The following is a 19,826-nucleotide window of genomic DNA, read 5'->3' on the forward strand; positions in this document are numbered from 1 at the left end:
TATAAGGAGTGTGTGGCGTATGCAAGACGCATGGCATGGTTTTGTGGGTGGTAAATGGGAGCGCGAGGTTGACGTTCGTAACTTTATTCAGCTCAATTACACCCCCTACGACGGTGACGAGTCCTTCCTTGCTGGTCCTACCGAGGCAACTTCCAAGCTTTGGGATGAGGTTATGGACCTCTTTGAGCAGGAGCGTCAGCACAACGGCGTGCTCGACATGGACACCAAGGTAGTTTCTACCATTACAAGTCATGAGGCAGGCTATATTGATCAGCCGCTCGAGAAGATTGTGGGTTTGCAGACCGATAAACCCCTCAAGCGTGCGCTTATGGTCAACGGCGGTATTCGCATGGCTGTTGCTGCGTGTGAACAAAATGGTTATCACGTAGACCCTGAAGTTATAGACATATATAGCAACTATCGTAAAACGCACAACGCTGGCGTTTTTGATGCCTATACGCCCGAGATGCGTGCATGCCGTCATAGCCATATCATTACGGGCTTGCCCGATGCTTACGGTCGTGGCCGCATTATTGGTGACTATCGTCGTGTTGCCCTCTATGGTGTGGACCGCCTGATTGAGGATAAGGTTGCCCAGAAAAACGGCACTCCTTCCACCATGACAGAAAACGTCATTCGTCATCGCGAGGAGTTGTCTGAGCAAGCACGTGCTCTTAAGGAGCTTAAGCAATTAGGTGCTATTTACGGTCTTGATTTAAGCCGTCCTGCTCAGAACTTCCAAGAGGCAGTTCAGTGGCTCTACATGGGTTATCTTGCTTCTGTTAAGGAGCAAAATGGCGCCGCTATGTCCATTGGTCGTAACTCCAACTTCTTAGACATTTATGCAGAGCGTGACTTGGCTGCTGGTCTTCTTACCGAGAAGGACGTGCAAGAGATTATTGACCACTTAGTCATGAAGCTGCGCATGATTAAGTTTGCACGCACCCCTGAGTATAACGAGCTTTTCTCTGGTGACCCTCAGTGGGTAACTGAATCCATTGGTGGCATGGGCATTGACGGTCGTTCCATGGTAACCAAAACCAGTTTCCGCTATTTGCGTACATTAGAAAATATGGGCACCAGCCCCGAGCCAAACCTTACGGTTTTGTGGTCTACACGCTTGCCCGAGGGCTTCAAGCGCTATTGTGCAAAGATTTCTATTGCCACCAGCTCTATTCAGTATGAAAATGATGACCTTATGCGCGTATATCATGGTGATGACTACGCAATTGCATGTTGCGTAAGCTCTATGCGCATTGGTAAAGAAATGCAGTTCTTTGGCGCACGTGCCAACCTAGCTAAATGTCTTTTGTACGCCATTAATGGTGGCCGTGACGAGAAGTCTGGCGAGCAAATTGGTCCTAAGTTCCGTCCCGTTGAGGGTGACTATCTGGACTATGATGACGTTATGGCCAAGTATACGGATATGATGCGTTGGCTTGCAGGCGTATACGTAAACGCTTTGAACGTTATTCACTACATGCACGATAAGTACAGCTACGAGCGCATACAAATGGCTTTGCATGATGAGCATGTACACCGTTGGTTTGCTACCGGCATTGCAGGTTTGTCTGTTGTTGCAGACTCCCTGTCTGCCATTAAATATGCCAAGGTAAAGGTTGTCCGTGATGAGACTGGTCTTGTCACAGACTTTATAACCGAGGGCGATTTCCCCAAGTATGGCAATGATGATGACCGCGTAGATCTTATCGCTCATGATATTGTCGAGAAGTTCATGGCTATTATTCGTGAGTTCCCCACGTATCGTGATGCCGTGCCTACCACGTCCATCCTTACCATTACTTCCAACGTTGTCTATGGTAGTGCTACCGGCAACACTCCTGATGGACGTCGTGCAGGTGAGCCTTTTGCACCTGGTGCCAACCCCATGCATCGCCGTGATACTCACGGCGCTGTAGCCTCGTTGGCCTCTGTTGCTAAGTTGCCTTTTGCAGATGCTCAAGACGGTATTTCTAATACCTTTAGCATTGTTCCTAATGCGCTTGGCAAGAATCAAGACGTCATGTTTAGTGGCAGCGAGCTTGATTTGGGCTATGCATCTGATCTTGATTTGAGCAATGTGAGCTTTGAAAACACCGTAAATTGCGCATGCGCTGCTGATGCTTCTGCACCAGAAGGCTTGTCCGATCGCGATTAGTATAACCAGCTTTATATGTGCGCAGCTATTTGTATAGGTTATATAGACCGCTGCGCTTACCCGCTCTAGAAAGGAGCAGCTATGAAGACCAGCGATATTGCACCCAGCCAGGTAGATAATCTGGTTACCATGCTTGATGGTTATGTTGCCGAGGGTGGACATCACCTTAATGTAAATGTCTTTACCAAGGATACGCTCTTGGATGCTCAGGCACATCCCGAGAAATATCCTCAACTTACTATCCGTGTTTCTGGTTATGCGGTAAAGTTTAATTCCCTTACTAAGAAGCAACAGGATGATGTAATTTCTCGTACATTCCATGAGGCCATGTAGGAGCATTAACGCATTTATGTCTGATTTACCAGACAACAAACACTACAAAGACCCGCTCACAAGTTGTGGGCGGGTCCATTCTGTTGAATCGTTTGGCACAGTAGACGGCCCAGGTTGTCGCATGGTGGTTTTTATGCAAGGGTGCCCCATGCGCTGTGCCTATTGTCACAACCCAGATAGCTGGGAATTTGGCGCAGGTACTCAAGTTACTGTGGCCGATATTCTTAAAACCTTTGAGCGTAACCGCCCGTTTTATAAGTCTGGCGGCCTTACGGTAAGTGGTGGAGAGCCGCTTATGCAGGCACGTTTTGTAGCAGATTTATTTGAGGCAGCTCATAAAGCGCGCGCAGGCAAGATTCATACTTGCCTTGATAGCTCTGGGAGTAGTTTTAATCCGCGCAATACACATCACTATGAACAGATTGCTCGTTTGTTAGATAACTGTGATTTGGTTTTGTTGGATATAAAACATTCTGATCCTGCGGGCCATATAGACCTTTGTGCTCAACCACAGACTGATCCCCTTGCTTTTGGAGATGAGCTTGCCCGTCGCAAGATTCCAGTAGTTATCCGTCATGTGGTGGTATCAGGCATTACCGATACAGATGAAGAACTTGCAGGAGTAGGCCGCATCATAAGTCAATGGGATAATGTGATTGGTTTGGACGTTTTGCCTTATCACACCATGGGCAAATCAAAATACCAGCAACTAGGGCTTCTCTACAAGCTGGAGGGCGTGCCTGCTATGGACCCTGCGCGCGTTCCAGAAATCAGACAAAAGATTTTACGTGAACGTGCTCGTGTTCGTGCAGCTAGAGCAAGTCATCAAGTGGAAGACTAAACCTGTCATCACTGCCGCATGGGTATAATAAAACGCTAGCAAACCGTTTTTCTGAGCCTAGAATTAACCCGATTTGTTCTTAAGGACATGCGGATGGAATCACTGTATACCAAATATCGTCCACAGACGTTTGATGACGTAGTGGGACAAAGTCATGTGGTAAGTACACTTAAGCGTGCCGTATTGGAAGACCGTACGGGTCACGCCTATCTGTTTTGTGGCCCGCGCGGCACTGGTAAAACTACCATGGCTCGCGTATTGGCAAAAGCACTGATTTGTAAGAAGGATGAGGGCGGCCTGCCTGATGGCAACTGTGAAGATTGCCAGCTTATTGCAGCAGGTGAGCATCCTGATGTCTATGAGCTTGATGCAGCATCCCGTACGGGTGTAGATAGTGTTCGTGACGAGATTATCAATAATGTGAACTATGCGCCGGTACGTGGGCAGCGCAAGGTCTACATTATCGACGAGGTTCACATGCTCACCAACCAGGCGTTTAATGCGCTTCTTAAAACCCTGGAAGAGCCTCCGTCACATGTTGTTTTTATCCTGTGTACCACAGATCCTCAAAAGATTCTGGCTACGGTTCTTTCTCGTGTGCAGCGCTTTGACTTTCATGCCATCTCTACGAGCGACATTGTTAATCGATTGGCCTATATTTGCGATGCCGAGGGCTTTAGTTATGACGAGAATGCGCTTGAGTTGGTGGCACGTCATGCGCGCGGTGGATTACGTGATGCGCTTAGTACGCTTGAACAGCTGTCTGTGTTTGGAGCAGGCACTATTTCTATTGATGGCGTTAATGACATGCTGGGCTCTACGAGCAACCAACAGCTTGGTCAGGTAACCGCAGCACTTGCCATGCGCGATGTGGTCTCTCTCTTTAACGTAGTTGCTGAGTTGGTCAACAACGGACATGACCTTTTGCAATTTACTCGTGAACTTGCTGCTCATGTGCGCAATCTATACGTTATTGCTGCTGGTGGAAATCCTGCCACTCTTATTGTTGGAACAGCAGAAGAGACCACACAGCTCACGCAAGAAGCACAGCAGTTTACCGGTGGAGTAGACCGCTTATCTCGTGTGTTAGTGGAGCTTGGCCATGCGTCTGCTCAAATGCGTATGGCAACCAACCAGCGTCTGGTGTTAGAAGTTTGTTTTACGCGGCTAGCTCGGCCTGAGTCAGAGCTTACACTTGAGGCATTAGCAGAACGTATTGCGGTACTTGAGTTCCATCTTAATCAAACTGCTGTTCTAGCTCCAGCGCCGCAACAGGTTAGTGTTTCTGCGCCGGCAATACCTCAGCAAGACCCAGTTCCATCTGCGTCTTTTGAGCCTCCTGTGTCTGAGCCAGATTCATCTGCTCATGCACCCTTGGTGCCTGAGTCAGAGCAAGTTCCACCTACGCCCGTATCACCCATACCATCTACAGAGCCAGTAGTGCCTGGTAGTCCTGAGCTTATGCGTGGTTGGCGTCAGGTCTTGGATACCTTGCATGAGAAGGCGCCTTCTCGCAGTTCCTTGCTTATGAATGCAGTTCTTACGGCAGATTCTGGTGAGGTTCTTACGGTAAGTTTGCCTGCAGGTTCAAAATTTGCTATGAACATGCTGGTACGGCCTGAAGTTATGAAAGAAGTTCAATCAGTTGTAGCAGACGTGTTTGGTCAGCGTGGTATTGACTATGTTGAGTCTGATACCCCAGTAGCACAGACAAGTGCTCCATCGTTGGCTCCTCAGCCACTGGCAGCGCCTGACTCAACTCCAGCTCCGGCCTTGGATTCAACTCCAGTTCCAGTTCAAACTCCAGCATCTGTTTCAGCTCCAACACCAACTCCGGCTTCTGCCTCAGCTCCAACACCGGTACCCGAGCCTGCGCCTCAGGCAGCGCATGAGCCTGTGGTGGAGGAACGTGTTCCTGTAGATGCCTATGGTGATATTGAGCCCGCACCTTGGGAAGAAGCTGCAAACGTGCAGCAAACACAACAACCACGACAGCTGGAGCAACCTCAGCAGCCCCAACAACCTCAACAGGCGCAGCAATCACAATCACGCCCCGCCCCGTCAAAGCCTGTTTCCAAGCCAGCTTCAAAGCGCACAAGGCAAAGCAAGACGGCAGACTCGTACTTCTCGGCACGATCTGCGCTTCCCGATGAAGTACCTGACGATCTTACCGCACTGCTTGAGGATGTATTTGGTGGTCCAGTAACCGTAACTACGCTTGCGCCCGAGCCAGATGTGGAAGAAACGGCAGATGCCTACGATGTCTTAGCAGAAGATGCAGCTACACCAGATATCATGGATGCTCAAGTTGATGGCTTGGAGACAGATGATGCCAACCTCGATGACACATCGGACGATGATTTTGTAAACTACGGTGGGGAAGAAAATAAGTAAGCGTATTGCATCCTGTTTGGTGGGTGCAAGGCGTTTTGTGCGCTTAAACAGCATGTATAACAGAAAGGCTTTACCATGGGTATGAATATGGCTCAAATGATGAAACAAGCTCGCAAGATGCAAGAGCAGCTTGCTCAGGCTGAAGAAGCTCTTAAAGATGCAGAGGTTTCTTCTTCTGCAGGTGGTGGCATGGTTAAGGTAACTGCTACTGGTAATATGCGTATTACTTCCATTCAGATTGATCCTCAGGCTGTTGATCCAGATGATGTGGAGCTGCTTCAAGATATGGTTATGGCAGCCATCAACGACGCCCTTACCTCTGCACAAAATCTTGCAAACCAGCAAATGGGCGCCATTACAGGCGGCCTTAACATCCCAGGATTGATGTAGGCTTATCTGTGGAAGAAGTGGTAAGTCAAGGTCGTGCACTACAACGTTTGCTCGATGAGTTAGGGCGCCTTCCAGGAATTGGTCCTAAGTCCGCACAACGCATTGCCTATCACATCCTCGAGGCGGATTCAGAAGAGACGCAGCGTCTTGCTCATGCCATTTTGGATGTTAAACAGCAAGTGCATTTTTGTCCCGTTTGCTTTAGCTATGCTACGCGCGAGAAGTGCGATGTGTGTGAGGATCCACGCCGCGATCAAACAAGCATTTGTGTTGTGTCCGAGCCGCGTGATGTTTCGGCTATCGAGCGTACTGGTGCGTATCATGGCTTGTATCATGTATTGGGTGGTGTTATTTCACCCATGGATAAGATTGGCCCAGACCAGCTTCATGTACGTGAGTTGTTAGCGCGTTTGTCTGACAATAGCGTTACAGAAGTGATTTTGGCTACTAATCCCGACGTTGAGGGAGAAACTACGGCAACCTATCTAGCGCGCACAATTAAGCCCTTAGGTATTACGGTTTCTCGCTTGGCAAGTGGTCTACCCGTTGGCGGAGATCTTGAATATGCTGACGAGGTGACTTTAGGTCGTGCTATTGAGGCACGCCGTGAGGCATAGCAGGAAGGATTGAGATGTCCGTAGCAGATAATAATTCCCCAACATCTCGTAGGGGGCGCCATTTTAAGGGAGAAGCCCCAGCTCATGGGCACGCTCGCTCGCAGCGTCCTGTACCTGCCCCTACGCGCAAGGCAAGCCCTACACCTTCCGTACCCGTTACAGCAGGTGAAGAAATCTCTGCTTCGGCAACGTCTACGGATGCACCGCGTCCAGCACCGTTGGATGACACCTCTTCATTTGCCACGCTATCCGGTGATGAAGGTGCGGTTATTTCTAATCGTTCCACGGCTGCTGCGGGTGCTGCCGCTGCACGCGCAAGTCGCAAAGGTAAAAAATCCTCCCAAAAGTTGTCCAACAAAGCGCGTGAGAACGTTTCTGCTCATACGCAAAAAACCATCGTATCGCGTAAACATTTGCTTGTAGTTATTTTGGCTGCACTTGTGGTCATAGCCATTTCTGTTGTGGCAAGTTGCATGCTTCTTAAAAAGCCTGCTTCCAACTCTGGGAGTACACGCGTAGAGCGCACACAAGCAAACAAGGATGACGCCATTACCTATGATGATTATTCATATGCCATCAAAAAAAATGATGATGGTAGCTATTCCCTAACCCGCACAGCAAAGGGTAGCTCCGAACCTCTTGAACTTATCAAGTTTGAGGGAACGCCTGTAGGCATGGTGCTGTATGATGGCGCGCTTATCATCCCAGAAAACCTGTCTGATGGTAGTTGGGATATTGTGGCGTGGACCATGGGTGATGGATCGGTAGCCACCAAGTTGTCCGATAAAAACGGCAATCCTGTAAAGGGTACAGGCGTGTTATCCAAGATGGAGCTTAAAGACACGTCACTTATTCTATCTGATGCCAATAACGCTTCTACGGCGGTGCCACTAACATAAGACAGAGTGGTCATGTCTGCGCAGTATCAGGCATGGTAGGTTAAGAAGGAATTGTGTGTAAAACTATCTCAAACTTTTTTGAGAAAAGCACTAGACACCACAGGTATTCTCTGGATATAATCTACTTCGCACTTAAGCACGGGGTGTTAGCTCAGCTGGTTAGAGCGCCGGCCTGTCACGTCGGAGGTCGAGGGTTCAAGTCCCTTACATCCCGCCATTTGTTTAACGCAAGATTCCCCTGTTCACCTGCTTAAATGCAGGGCAGGGGGATTTCTTTTTAGATAAAAACTCCCCTAAGTGTCGTATATCTCTATCAGGTGTTTTTATCTGCTGGGTCATTTTATGGGTCACATTTGGGGTCACGTTTTATACCCCTTAATCTGCATGTATCGATGTAAAAAAAGAAAAGCCATGAGCGTAAACCGCGGAGTACGTCAGTAACGGTTTACTTCTCTTTTTTAGCCCCTACGTTGGCTAAAAAAGAAAATGCTCATGGCTTCATGAGCAGAAGTATAGCAGTTAGTGGGGGCATTAAAGATGAATTATGTACAGAATGTGAGCGTACTAATTCATGCTTGCATAGTGTCCCCCAAGGGGACATAATATAAATAACGAAGTGGCACAGGGTCACTCGAAACGCCGAAAGGGGCACGAAATGAAGTACACAGTCCAGCAGGTAAAGATGTTCCTGAACGAGCCTGAGGTTCTTGAGGTTCGCGACGTTTTCCAAAGCGACGACCACGACGAGGTAATGCGCTTTTGGACGAACCACGCAAGCGGTCTTAACGATTACGACGGCCCACACGAGAACCAGAACGGCACCGTCGCAGACTTCTTCCGTATCGTAGAGAGCTGGTAAGCAACGGGGGGGGCGGGGCAAAAGCTCCGCTCCTTTTTCATTAGAAAGGAAAAATACATGAGAGCAAAAGCAGAATTTCGCGCGCTTCGTGAGATGTTGGGGCTGATGCAAAAAGACGTAGCCGATATGCTGGAAGTCAATTTGCGCAGCGTAAAGCGGTGGGAGTCTCCTGCTAGTCCTGACAATATCCCACCACAAGAAGCATGGGATATGCTCGATGAGCTTATGGAAGACCAGAGACAAGTAATAGCCTTTACGCTTGCTAAAGTGGACGAGATAGCACAGAAGCAGGGGAACTATCCCGAGCAAGTCACACTTCCATACTGGGCAAGCCAGGATGAATACGATAAATACCACAGCGCAGATGATGGTGGTTCGAGCAGAGAAGCAAACGCGACCACAAGACTAGTAGCATACGCATTGGCAGAGCGTGGTATTAAGGTTGCATTTATTGATGGTAAGGATAATCAAGTCCCAAAACAGGCATAAATAGGCATTTACAAAATTACAGCGTCTTAAAACGCCTTACAACAAGCCGTTTAGCTGCATAAACTTAAAGCAAGAGAACTCTATATAGAGTTCTCTTTTTTGTAGAAAATGTGATGTATAAATATCTAATCTATTTATACTTGAATATATATCTAATCATGATAATATAGAGATAGTAAAAGAGGGGAGCCACAAGGGCACCCCAAAGCCGAAAGGGGCATAAAATGGAGCGTTTACATTATCATAAGGACGAAAGCAAGTGGATGTGGTCATACGATAAAGATTTTGCCGACACGTATTGGTGCACAAGCAATTATGGAGAAGGAGTTTTCCTTTTTCATGAAGGGGAAATGAGGCAGCTGGAGGGAACGCTCCAATTTAGCTTGGTAGGGCTTACCGATGCCAGCGCAAAAAATAAAATCCGCCGCTACATGAATCAAGGTGAGGATTTTTAAAAATTAAAATATCATGCAATTATGAGCGCCTATCAGCATGTTTGTTGGTAGGCGCTTTGCCCTCACCATGCAAACCGATACCTTGGAGAATTGAAAATGAAAAAAATCATCAAAAACAAGCTGTACAATACCGAAACTGCACGTAAGATAGCTGATTATGAGCCTAGTGGCTTTGGAAAGACTGATTTTCACTGGTATCAGGAAACACTTTATCAGAAGCGTACTGGAGAATATTTTATCCATGGCGAGGGTGGCCCTTTAAGCCCCTACAGCAAGCCATGCGGTAATCGTGGCGCACAAGAAAGTGAATCGATTGCCCCTCTAGATTATGAGCAAGCGCGAGCGTGGGCAGAAGAGCATATAGATGCTGATGAGTACATAAAAGAGTTTGGTGACGTGGCAGAGGATGGTGAAGGCACAGTCGCGACTTACTTAAAGCTTAGCGCACAAGCACGCGCTGAGCTTGATAAAAGATGCGCCCAAAGTGGGAAAACACGCGCAGAAATCATAAATGAGCTTTTGCTCGGATAGTAAGATATATAGCAAACAAAAAACCCTCACCTACTGTATGGTAAGTGAGGGGTTAACTGTCGCTAACAGCGAACGTGATTTTTTCTCGTTCGGCGCTATCCCTTAATAACTACACTACACCGCTTTTTATCGTCAAACCACGTTACTTTTGCGGCTAAGTAGCGGTCTTTGATAAATGCCACCACATCATCCTTAGTGGCAAAACGCTCTACGCGCTCTTTCGAGTAACGAAAGCCTGGATTATCCGATAGCGTACTCCATACCGTAAGCGTCCATTCATTCATTGGGCGTGCTCTCAATCAGGGCGCAATTAGCATCAAACTCGTACTCTTTGCCGTCAATGGTCTGTTTGCCACTTAGCAGAGCGCCTTGCGAACCATCGGCATGAGGATTGGCATAGTATTTTTTGCCATTAATCTCCAGCCAGCCAATATCCATTGAGCCATAACGTCCGTTTTCGTGTGTATCGTGTAGCCAATACCAGCGCCCATTGTCTTGCAGCCAGCCTACAGCCATGGAACCGTTTGCGTGGAAGTAATACCACTTATCCTCGATAAACTGCCAGCCAGTGTCCATAGCGCCTTTTGCGTCCATGTAATACCACAGACCACTTACCTTCTGCCAGCCCGTGACCATCCAGCCACTGCCGTCAAAGTAGTACCATTTGCCATCAATAAGCTCCCACCCATTGGTGGTGTAGGAACCATCAGCGTGGCGATACCACCAGCAATTAGTCATAGTGCCCTTGCCACGCTGCCAACCAGCAGAAGACGTAATAATGCCATGGAGCTTGTTCCACTTAGCGCCATTGACATAAGGTGCAGGGCAGTGCTTGTGAGGGTCAAGCGTTTTACCAACGCGGGCGTGGTCTACCACATCGTAGTGGCGTATTACGTGGCTTGCTGGTATGCCGTACTTTTGCATGAGGTGTTGTACTAAATAAGTAAGCTCGGCGATTTCTGCATTGCTAAAATCTCGCCCGTCACTTACTACCTCAATAGAAATAGAGCGCTGGTTGAAATCAAGGTTGCCCACCGCCCAGGCGGTGTCGCCTTCTGCGACCGACTGATAAATTACACCTGAGCCATCAATAAAGAAATGTGCGGATGCGTGACGATTCCCACCGCTAAAATACTTGCAGTTATCCTTTGCGCTCGCCTGAGATGCCGTGTAATGCACCACGATATATTCAGGCTTTTTACCACCGCGCCCGCGTGTATAAGTGTGTGAGCTTGCCCAAATGGCTTTCCACGGATACCATGCCATAGACTACTCCTTATCTTTTGCGCCGTCTTGTACGGTCTTGAGCAGTCTAAATACGGCAGAATTAGCCATATCTGGATTGGCAGTTCCTACAATCTCTAGGATGGATGCCACCTCAGCGCAAATAAGAGCTACGCAAGTACCGAGCAGCACAGGCGTTTGCGTGCCAAGATTAAGTCCGCCTGTCAAGGCGCCGTCCACCACGATACCAAGCAAAATCAGACAAAGCTCACTGCCTTTGTGCATAGCGCCTTCACGTGCCTTGTAGGATGCGTAGTTGTGGTTCGCAGCAGCGCAAACAGAGCCCATGACTACGTCAATTGCCATGAGGATAAGAACTGCTGTGAGCGCTACTTTTACCTGTTGAGAATCGCGTACTTGCGCTAGGTATACGTCAATAAAATAGGGAATAGTCATGATTGTTCCTTTCGTAAATTAAATAACTGGATAGGCAAAAGAGCCATGGATGTAGTTGTTGCCAAGCGACTGTCCACCGCGATTTGACGCTTCAGCACGCCCGTTTGTGTCGATGTATAAAGCTACGTTTGCCACCTTGTTTTCGGTAGTGCAACTTACTTCCCATTTATGAGCTGGGCACATGCCTTCGGGCATGGTAAGCATCAACTGTGACGCCCAAGCGCTATCCAAATTTGGATTGAGCGTGAATGTGCCGTAGACGATTTTTCCGACACGAACAGCGTATAGGCCGTTTTGGTCGAATGTTTGCACTTCGCTCGCTTTTTCGTCTGCTGTATTTAGGTCAGCGATGGATGGGAGCTTTTTAGCAAGCGTAATTACTCTGGGCAGCTCAAGTCCACGCACTTCAATGCGAAATAGCGGCGTTTCAACTGACGTAGCCCCGCTAAGGATGTCCCCGGTCTTGTATGTGGGGTCTGCCGCATCTGATGTGGTGGCTTCGCCAGATATGGTCTTAACAGTGACTTCTTCAACGCCAGAAGAAGGCGTTTTTGAATATGCCAAAACTACTAAATCATTGCGGTTACGTCCTGTAATGCCGCTTGCAATGTTTACCTGCGTATTGGCTTCTAAAACACAAGGGCGACCATTTACAACGGCAACGCCTTTTGTGATGCTAAATGCATTTGCGCTTGCCATAGACGGCTCAAAGCCAGAACAGATGTACGTTCCTGGGCCAAAAATTGCAGCCTGGATAGCGCCCATTTGGGCCGAGGTAATGTGGTTCTTGCCCTGCTTGCCCGTGACAAGGATGTTTGTCGCCATAGCTTACTCCTTGCCCTTCATAAAAGTGTTGAACTCCCGGTCATGGCGGTCCATGAGTTCCCTGCACTTGAGATAGCACGCATCGCACAAGATGAAGTTCTGCATGGTTCCATCAGAACGAGTACGCCCAAATTCATGGAAGTAATTAGCATCTGCGGTGCCTTCCTTGGCGCACTTGTGATGCTCTGGATTACGGTCACATATATAGTCGGTAAGGCCCGTTTCTTTTGGCATGCACAGTCTCCTTTCGTTTTGTTTGACCAGCGTGTTTTTCCTCGCACATATCTTCTTCTGCTGGTAACGAAAGGAGACTATTCTGTTGTGTATGCGAAATTGGCATAAATGTTCTGGTTGCCCAAAGAAGTACCACCGACATTCCAGGCAGTCATTACGCCGTCCGTGCGGATTTCTACAGCAACGTTGGCATTGGTATTTGCAGTTGTGCAGCTCGTCTCAATATTTGATGTTGGTCGCATACCTTCTGGGAGTGTCCCGATTACTTGTGACGCCCATGAGCTTGTGAGATTTGCCTTAAAACCATTGATGGTTCCTGCTACGAACTTACCGACGCGCCTGGCACGAATGCCGTTTTTGCTATCGTATTCTTGCGTGGCAACAAGAGCCGCTACGTCTACGCTTCCTGCCTTTTTTGCTGCTTCTAAAGCTTCTGCGGCAGTGACATTAGCTACGTCTGCTGTAGATTGCGCCTTAGCAATATCTATTTTTATCTGCGGGAGCTCTGCGGTTACATTCGACAGAGAAGCATTTGCGACGTCTACGTCATTTTTTACGGCATCAAGTTTTGGTTGGGTGACGTCTGCTGTAATGGTGGCATTGCTAATTTTTATGCCCTCTCCAGCCGTATATGTAATCCCACCGCCGCTACTTGCGCTCACAGAGCTACTTAAAGACGTACTTTGAGCAGTACCGCCGACGGTATACTCAATAGATACGTCATCACCAGCACAAGTTATAATCTTCTTAGTAACTTGTGCTGATACCTCCATTGCCGTTTTTATATCGTAAGATGTGATGATGTCACCAACAGCGTAGCTCGCATCTGACTTTAGATTTATATCGACCGAGGATGCGTTTTGTAGCTCCTTAAGCTTTTTTATTCCTTCTCGCTCAAGTTCTTCTGCTTCTGCGCCGTTGTAGTCGTATTTTTCGACAACCTCATCCACGCCAAAAATGGACTGTGTTTTGCTCACATTGCCTTTAGTGTCTGCATATAAGTCAATAACAGTTCGGTTTTTAAGTTCGCCCTTGCCCAGGCACACGAGGTGGTTCACAGGGTGGTGGGTGTGCTTGAAATTATGGTCCACCACATCTGTATCTAAGGCTGGATATGATGTGATTTGCACTGCTTCAAGGCTTATAGTTTTACCATCTACCCACACAAATTTTGGGCGTGCATTTTGCGCCTTAAGCATTTTTACAATGCCTGTATAGGCGTCAGTAAAGCGGTCAAATTGGTACTTGGCCATAAACGGTGATACGGTATCAGCCACTTTAATAAGGCTATCTAGGCCACACTGCCTAATGATGCCGCGTAGGGCTGCATGCACTTCATTATTTACGACGAGATAATCCGTCCCTGCAGGGGGGCGAATAATCTTTGACGTCAAAAGACCATGCACAGAGCGTCCAGAGTACTTGTAGGTGCCAGCTGCGCTATCGTATGCATACGAATCGACAACTCCACCATACTCTGTACCTTCTATATACACTCGAGCGCCTTTTGAGATGCGGATATTGCTTTCTGCATCAAGAGTAAGCTCGAAATTATTCTCACCACTTCCAAATGCGCAGTCAAAATAGGCGCGTTGCAAGATACCTACGTCATTGCCCGCTTCGTCCGTATAGATAATATCCAAGACTATCTACCTCCCAGCTCAAATGGGGGAAGGCTGCGCATTTCGTAAAGCGTGATGTCAAAAAGATATGTATTATCGTATGTCACTGTCTGCGTTCCAGGATGGATTGGCTCGAAAATGTAGGAGCCGGAGCCTTTCGCGCCGCGGGCACGCTCGGAAAGGATACTTGTTCTGCGTCCTTGCTCGTCAATCAGTACGATAGTTTTTTGCGCCGTATCTACTTCTAAAGTCTGTCCCTCACGCACACTGGTATTGATTTTGTAAGTGTTGTCACCAATCCTGATATAAGGGTTGGTAGCGGGGCCATACACACGCCATAAGAACTGCGCGTCAAACACTCCTGGAACATCTAGTGTGTGTGAGCTTGCAGAACCGGCTAAGTCGTGCTCGAAATCGTATTCAAAATCTGCGCCTAAAATAGCATCGCTATCTTGCATGGTAATTGGCGCATATTGCGTGGTAGTCTCATGTATCCATTCGCATTTTTCGCAAACCAAAGACAGCTCAATTTCTGCGATACAGTCGCTTAGCCAATAATTGGAGAATGACACACCGACAACCCAGCATGGGAGGTACCAATCTCCCACATAGAGACGCCCTGGGCGCTTGGCCATGATGTCATACTCGCCAATTTGTGCGATGTAATTAGACTTCTCGACGCCTTCTTTTGAGGTCTTGGCCATGATGCCGACAGGGAGCTTTTTCTCCTCCAAGCCGTGCTTAAAACTGGAGATGCGCGTCTTGGCCACACCCGTTTCATACGCCCACGAGTTAGCTCGCAAGTCATGCTGGAGGTAATGGAGGTCTTCGTCAGAGCCGCCAAATTGCACGGTCTTGCCGTTATTGTTTACATAGGTGATGTCAGTTCTCATAGGGTAGGGACCGCCCCTCTTATTACTCGTGCTACTTCACGGTTGTTTAAGTCGACTGCAACAGGTTTGGCGAGTGCCTGGGAAAGGCGCGCCCCCATTACGTCAAGACGGCGCGCGAGGTATGCAATGTCGCTGTTGCGGCTAGTTCCGCGATTGAGTTCGCCCATAATCTCGGCTAAGTTTTGAGCCAATGGAAGCAGGCTTGTTTTATTTAGTGGCAGAGCATATTCGGTGCCAGCTTCGCCAAAACCATGGCCAGAGCCAAATACGGTGGGGCCATCAAAACGTGCGCCTTCTGCATGCCAAGATATATCAAGGCTAGGAATTGAGCCTTTAAGTAAATCGCCAATCTGCCATCCCTTAGGGCTAATGCCGAAATGCGGCACCGGGATATGTGGCCATGAAATCTTAAAGCTAAAGAAGCCTTTGATAGCATCAATAATGCCTTTTACCTTATCTCGTGCAGCGCCCATCTTGTCGCCGATAGCATTACCAATATTGGTAAAAATGTTTTTGACAGTTCCAAAAATGCCATTAAAGGCAGCCTGGAATGTCTGTGCGATGGTATTCAGGATGCCCGTTAGCGTGCCGACAAGTGCATTAAATACACCACCGATGAAGTTACCGATACCGCCGACGATATTTTGCACACCGTCTGCGGCCATCTGCCAATTACCCGTGAACACTCCGACAAATACGCCAATTATGGTCTGAATTACACCGCATACGGTCTGAATTACGCCAGAGATAGCCTGCATAGCGCCGCTAATAATTGCTCCTGCAATCTGGAAGGCGCCACCAAGTACGGTCATTACCACAGATGCAATCGTGCTTAGCTCGCCCACTACCAGCGTGGCAATCGTCGTAAACACGCCAATGATGGTTGGAAGCAAGGGCTCGATAATTCCCCATGCGGTTTGGAAGCCTTGCACAATTTGGCTAAAGCCACTCTTAAGCATGCCGACCATACTCTCAAAAGCTGGGCCTAAAATGCCTGCCGCTTGCCCCGCAAGGTCACCAATAAAGCCTGCGACTTGCTTTAGGACATCACAAAACGTTTGAATATAAGGCTCGGCATTTTTAAGAATGCCAGCAAGACTATTGATGCCATCTGCCAAACCCCCAGAGATGGCTTGCACTATGCCAGGGACTTGAGATGCAATATCTCCAATCGCAGGACCAAAGCTTGACGCAATAATCCCTGCGATTTCGCCAAATACGCCGAATAGATTGCTCAATGCTCCCTGTAGCTCTGGACTTGCTGCGGTAAGTCCTAAGAATGCCGCCACGCATATGCCTATAGGTCCACCAATGCCACCTAGAAGGCTTGTGAGTGGCCCCAGAAGGGCACTTACGCCAGGAATGGCACCAAGCACTCCTGCAAGACCTCCCGCAGACCATGCTAAGAATGCACCAGCCACCAAGCCTATAACAGGTGCAAGACCACTAAGTGGCCCATTTACAACGCCTTCAATAGCGCCGCCTAGCTTTTCGATAAAGCCTTTTGCGCCCTCTACTACAGGCGCTAAAGAGCCGGACAACTGCTCTATAAATGGCTTTATGGCTTCTGTAGCCTTGTCGATAACAGGAATAAGCGCCTGGAAGATACCAGTAAGGCCTTGCAATATGGGACCTGCAATAGGCTCGCCCAAGCGTGAAAGAGCTGCCTTTACATTTGCAAGAGAGCCGCTAAAGGTCTTACCAGCGGTTTGGGCGGTGTTGCCCAAAGATTCATTCATAGCTTCGGAGAAAGTCTTAAAGTCAATTTTTCCGGAAGATACCATCTCCTGAACTTCTTTTTGCGTTTTGCCAAGATGCTTGCCCAAGATGTCGAGAACGGGAATACCTGCCATCATGAGCTGATGCATATCTTGGCCTTGCAGCTTGCCTAGAGCGGCTACAGAGCCCCAGATAACGCCCATATCAGTTAGTGAGCGCTGAGACACAGCAGCAGCGCCAGCCACACCCTTAAGAGACGTCACCATCTCTTCGCCCTCTTTTACGCCGGATGCGCTAAGTGTGGCTGCGGTGGATGCGGCTTCACCAAGGCCAAAGGAAGTGCCCTTGACAGAAGTCAGGGCGTTGTCCATGACTTCGGTAACCGATTCTGCGCTATGGCCAAGACCAGTAAGCTTTGCTTTTGCATTATCAATATTGATAGCGCGGTCAAATCCGCCTTTAAGAATTGCCCCGCCCAAAGCCGCGGTAAGTGCTCCTGCCACGCCCTGCGCCTTGCTAGCAATCTCACCAAGCTTGCCTACGATGGTAGCCGCGCCCTTAATTGCAGCAGCGCCTGCAGAGGTAAACGCCTTGATGGCAGCTAAATTGAAGCTTGCAAAGCCGCTCGCGGCACTTGAAATGCCCGCGCCGATTTTGGACAAAGGGCCAGACAGGGCAGTGCCGACAGGGGCAAGCTTTCGCGTGATGGATGAACCAAAAGAGGATATAGCGCTTCCTGCCTTTTGGACGTATCCACCAATCTTGTTAAATGCCGGCGCAAAAGTTGTCTGAATAGATCCTGCTGCGCTTTTTGCGAAATTGCCTACATGGCCAGAGATATTTGAGAAAATACTTTTTGCATTTGTCGCAATGTTTTGGAAGACTTTAGTGACTGGTTGTAGCTTTTGGGAGACAATGCGTGCAACTGGACTGAGTGCCACCGAAAACAGTCCTGCAAAGCCAGAGAAAATATTAGACGTTGCCGTGGCCATAGAAGATACCACAGACACGACTTTTTTAACCGCAGCAGTGGCTTGCGGTGTCATTTGCTTAATTGATGAGAGCATCTTCTTGCCCATGTCTGGCAAGTTTTTCTCTATGCGCTCTGCTGCAGATTTTGCCTTGCCCTCGAGCTCTGCCAGGGCAGATTTAAAACTTGTATTATCGCCAAGGATTTTAAAGACGACTGTACCGTCTGCCACGTGCTACCACTCCTCCAGAATACGGGCGTTGTGCATCTTTACACGCTCATATTCCGTGAGAGGTAACGACCAGGCTCTCTCAAGCGCCCTATGTTGTTTGCGCTCATAGTCTGCGGCATCACTTGGCAGCGGGCGCCTTGCTTGCATGGCATTTGATGTTAGTGTGTCCATGGCGCATATTCCGCTAAATAGCAGTGCGAACTCATACCAATGTGCTTGGTAGACTGAGGTATCTATTCCGTAGATGTGTTTAAAGTCGATGCGCACAATGCCGCTGTCGGCTTCCCAATCAAACGTCTTTTTGCTGGTATTGTCACTGCTGCCATCACCGTATGGCATAGCTTGGCAAAAGGCACTATCGCGCCAATCGTAAGCCGCGCTAAGCGCCATATACGGGTTGTCTTTGACGATTTGGGGTATTTGCCCATTGCGCGCAAACCATGACGTGAGAAGTGCTGTAGCGTCCGTCAGGTTAAGCCCATCTTCATTGGACGATTGCAGGATATAGGAGCGGACAGCACGTCTCCATCCTGTGCGGATTTTGACATGCTGCCCTGCAATCTCGACTGTATCTGGTAAAGGACGAGTAAGCCAGTCCATCGTTAGTCTTCGTCAGATGTGGTGGCAAATTGTTCAATGCTTGCAGACATGGCATCAATGCTTTTTTGTGATGTGGTGTTGTCCAGAATGAAGTTCAACACTGCCAAAAGGCGCGTAATATTAGAGCGGTTGCGACCACCCATAAGCTTTTGCGCCACGTCAGGCTCGATAAATGCAGACTCGATAATTGCCATACCACGGTCAGAAATCTCTTGCATTGCATCAAGGCCGTCTTTAGTGTCTGCTCCCTCGAGTTTGCTAATCTCCTGGATAAGAGCGCGAATCTCAAGGGCATACGTCATATTGCCAAGCTCTAAGTGATAAATTGCGCCGTCTACATCAATGGCTAATGTTGGGTTGGTAGGCGCCTTGAACTGAATTACGTCTGCTTGCTTTTTCTTGGTTGGCGTCTTTTTAGGGGCATTTGTTCCTGCTTTTTTAGGCATGTTTCCTCCTGCGGTGGATTTTACTTGCGCATATCTTCTGGCTCAGGTAACGCAAAAGCGGCCATCACAAGGACGGCCGCAAGGAGAGGAAACGCTAGTCAAAAGATAGGTGCTTGTATATCTTATCCGCCAATGCCAGGAGCTACGGTAGCCGTAAACTTCTTGGTCTTGGGGTCATAAGTGCCGTACTCCCAGTCGCCATTGAGAGATACCGTGCAGGAAAGCTTTGCGGGGTCTCCTGCTTCTCCGGAGATGGGAGAGGGGGTCATGGTGGCAGTTGCGCGTTTAGCAATAAGCTTGTCTGCGGCGCACTTCACGCCAGTTGCAATGTCGCGGTCAAGTGTTCGCATATACATGCAAGGGACGTTAATATCATCCTCATGCTTTGCAATTGCTGCCTGAACATCACCAGGAAGAACCGCGTCAAGCTCAAACTCAATGGTAGTGGTTCGACCAGTGATGTATTTGGGCTGGTTCTTGCGGTCAAGATACTTAGGGGAGTACTCGTTGTTGTCGGTCTTCATCTCCGCCTTAGTGGTCTCGGTTACACGCAACATGTCGCCTAGCGTGTCTGCGGTGTAAAAACCGAGGTAATGCTGAAGCTCATAGATGCCCATAAGCTCGCGTTCTTTAGCCATG

General features: G+C 48.5%; 22 protein-coding genes and 1 tRNA gene. 12 read left to right on the forward strand and 11 right to left on the reverse strand.

Annotation, left to right across the window (positions count from 1 at the left end; all coding sequences use genetic code 11):
* Positions 1-19: 19 nt before the first annotated feature.
* The 12 genes from pflB (at position 20) to SPD80_RS03920 (ending at position 9,966) form a co-directional block, all read left to right on the forward strand.
* Positions 20-2,158, forward strand: a complete 2,139-nt coding sequence (gene pflB, locus SPD80_RS03865; RefSeq protein WP_320828557.1) for a formate C-acetyltransferase — start codon at positions 20-22, stop codon at positions 2,156-2,158.
* 81 nt (positions 2,159-2,239) lie between these two features.
* Positions 2,240-2,491 (forward strand): autonomous glycyl radical cofactor GrcA3, encoded by a 252-nt coding sequence (grcA3, locus tag SPD80_RS03870; protein WP_028263661.1) that lies wholly within the window; start codon positions 2,240-2,242, stop codon positions 2,489-2,491.
* 16 nt (positions 2,492-2,507) lie between these two features.
* On the forward strand, positions 2,508-3,332 hold the full coding sequence (gene pflA, locus SPD80_RS03875) for a pyruvate formate-lyase-activating protein (protein WP_320828558.1): 825 nt from the start codon (positions 2,508-2,510) through the stop codon (positions 3,330-3,332).
* A gap of 93 nt (positions 3,333-3,425) precedes the next feature.
* Positions 3,426-5,726: a DNA polymerase III subunit gamma/tau gene (gene dnaX / locus SPD80_RS03880; protein ID WP_320828559.1), complete on the forward strand. Its 2,301-nt coding sequence runs from the start codon at positions 3,426-3,428 to the stop codon at positions 5,724-5,726.
* 81 nt (positions 5,727-5,807) lie between these two features.
* The gene (locus SPD80_RS03885) at positions 5,808-6,116 is read left to right on the forward strand and encodes a YbaB/EbfC family nucleoid-associated protein (protein ID WP_320606020.1); all 309 of its coding nucleotides are present in this window, start codon (positions 5,808-5,810) and stop codon (positions 6,114-6,116) included.
* Between the two features lie 8 nt (positions 6,117-6,124).
* Positions 6,125-6,733: a recombination mediator RecR gene (gene recR / locus SPD80_RS03890; RefSeq protein WP_320828560.1), complete on the forward strand. Its 609-nt coding sequence runs from the start codon at positions 6,125-6,127 to the stop codon at positions 6,731-6,733.
* Between the two features lie 14 nt (positions 6,734-6,747).
* Positions 6,748-7,632 carry a hypothetical protein gene (locus tag SPD80_RS03895; RefSeq protein ID WP_320828561.1) on the forward strand — a complete coding sequence of 295 codons (885 nt, stop codon included), beginning with the start codon at positions 6,748-6,750 and terminating at the stop codon, positions 7,630-7,632.
* A gap of 140 nt (positions 7,633-7,772) precedes the next feature.
* Positions 7,773-7,849 (forward strand) — tRNA-Asp (locus SPD80_RS03900).
* 438 nt (positions 7,850-8,287) lie between these two features.
* Entirely contained in the window at positions 8,288-8,491 is a 204-nt protein-coding gene (locus tag SPD80_RS03905; RefSeq protein WP_320828562.1) for a hypothetical protein, read from the forward strand.
* Positions 8,492-8,548: 57 nt separating this feature from the next.
* Complete coding sequence (locus SPD80_RS03910; protein ID WP_320828564.1) at positions 8,549-8,980, forward strand: DUF1870 family protein; 432 nt, start codon at positions 8,549-8,551, stop codon at positions 8,978-8,980.
* Between the two features lie 224 nt (positions 8,981-9,204).
* The gene (locus SPD80_RS03915; protein ID WP_320828565.1) at positions 9,205-9,435 is read left to right on the forward strand and encodes a hypothetical protein; all 231 of its coding nucleotides are present in this window, start codon (positions 9,205-9,207) and stop codon (positions 9,433-9,435) included.
* A gap of 96 nt (positions 9,436-9,531) precedes the next feature.
* A complete protein-coding gene (locus SPD80_RS03920; RefSeq protein WP_320828566.1) occupies positions 9,532-9,966 on the forward strand; it encodes a hypothetical protein in 435 nt (144 codons plus the stop codon).
* 95 nt (positions 9,967-10,061) lie between these two features.
* Here the strand turns inward: SPD80_RS03920 and SPD80_RS03925 are convergent, their stop codons facing one another.
* The 11 genes from SPD80_RS03925 to SPD80_RS03975 form a co-directional block, all read right to left on the reverse strand.
* Entirely contained in the window at positions 10,062-10,250 is a 189-nt protein-coding gene (locus SPD80_RS03925) for a hypothetical protein (RefSeq protein WP_320828567.1), read from the reverse strand.
* Positions 10,243-11,232 (reverse strand): N-acetylmuramoyl-L-alanine amidase, encoded by a 990-nt coding sequence (locus SPD80_RS03930; protein ID WP_320828568.1) that lies wholly within the window; start codon positions 11,230-11,232, stop codon positions 10,243-10,245. Before SPD80_RS03930 ends, SPD80_RS03925 begins: the two co-directional genes overlap by 8 nt.
* Before the next feature lie 3 nt (positions 11,233-11,235).
* Positions 11,236-11,646, reverse strand: coding sequence for a phage holin family protein (locus SPD80_RS03935; RefSeq protein ID WP_320828569.1), 411 nt, complete (start codon positions 11,644-11,646; stop codon positions 11,236-11,238).
* Positions 11,647-11,664: 18 nt separating this feature from the next.
* On the reverse strand, positions 11,665-12,471 hold the full coding sequence (locus SPD80_RS03940; protein ID WP_320828570.1) for a hypothetical protein: 807 nt from the start codon (positions 12,469-12,471) through the stop codon (positions 11,665-11,667).
* Positions 12,472-12,474: 3 nt separating this feature from the next.
* Entirely contained in the window at positions 12,475-12,705 is a 231-nt protein-coding gene (locus SPD80_RS03945; protein ID WP_002562965.1) for a hypothetical protein, read from the reverse strand.
* A 77-nt stretch (positions 12,706-12,782) separates the two neighbouring features.
* Entirely contained in the window at positions 12,783-14,348 is a 1,566-nt protein-coding gene (locus SPD80_RS03950) for a hypothetical protein (RefSeq protein WP_320828573.1), read from the reverse strand.
* 2 nt (positions 14,349-14,350) lie between these two features.
* On the reverse strand, positions 14,351-15,220 hold the full coding sequence (locus SPD80_RS03955; RefSeq protein WP_320828575.1) for a hypothetical protein: 870 nt from the start codon (positions 15,218-15,220) through the stop codon (positions 14,351-14,353).
* Entirely contained in the window at positions 15,217-18,141 is a 2,925-nt protein-coding gene (locus tag SPD80_RS03960) for a tape measure protein (protein ID WP_320828576.1), read from the reverse strand. Before SPD80_RS03960 ends, SPD80_RS03955 begins: the two co-directional genes overlap by 4 nt.
* 3 nt (positions 18,142-18,144) lie before the next feature.
* Positions 18,145-18,741 (reverse strand): Gp15 family bacteriophage protein, encoded by a 597-nt coding sequence (locus tag SPD80_RS03965; protein ID WP_308469108.1) that lies wholly within the window; start codon positions 18,739-18,741, stop codon positions 18,145-18,147.
* A 2-nt stretch (positions 18,742-18,743) separates the two neighbouring features.
* On the reverse strand, positions 18,744-19,187 hold the full coding sequence (locus SPD80_RS03970) for a hypothetical protein (protein ID WP_320828577.1): 444 nt from the start codon (positions 19,185-19,187) through the stop codon (positions 18,744-18,746).
* 122 nt (positions 19,188-19,309) lie between these two features.
* A complete protein-coding gene (locus SPD80_RS03975) occupies positions 19,310-19,825 on the reverse strand; it encodes a hypothetical protein (RefSeq protein WP_002562971.1) in 516 nt (171 codons plus the stop codon).
* Position 19,826 lies beyond the last annotated feature (1 nt).

The sequence above is a fragment of the Atopobium sp. genome, assembly GCF_034113385.1.
Taxonomy (GTDB): domain Bacteria; phylum Actinomycetota; class Coriobacteriia; order Coriobacteriales; family Atopobiaceae; genus Atopobium.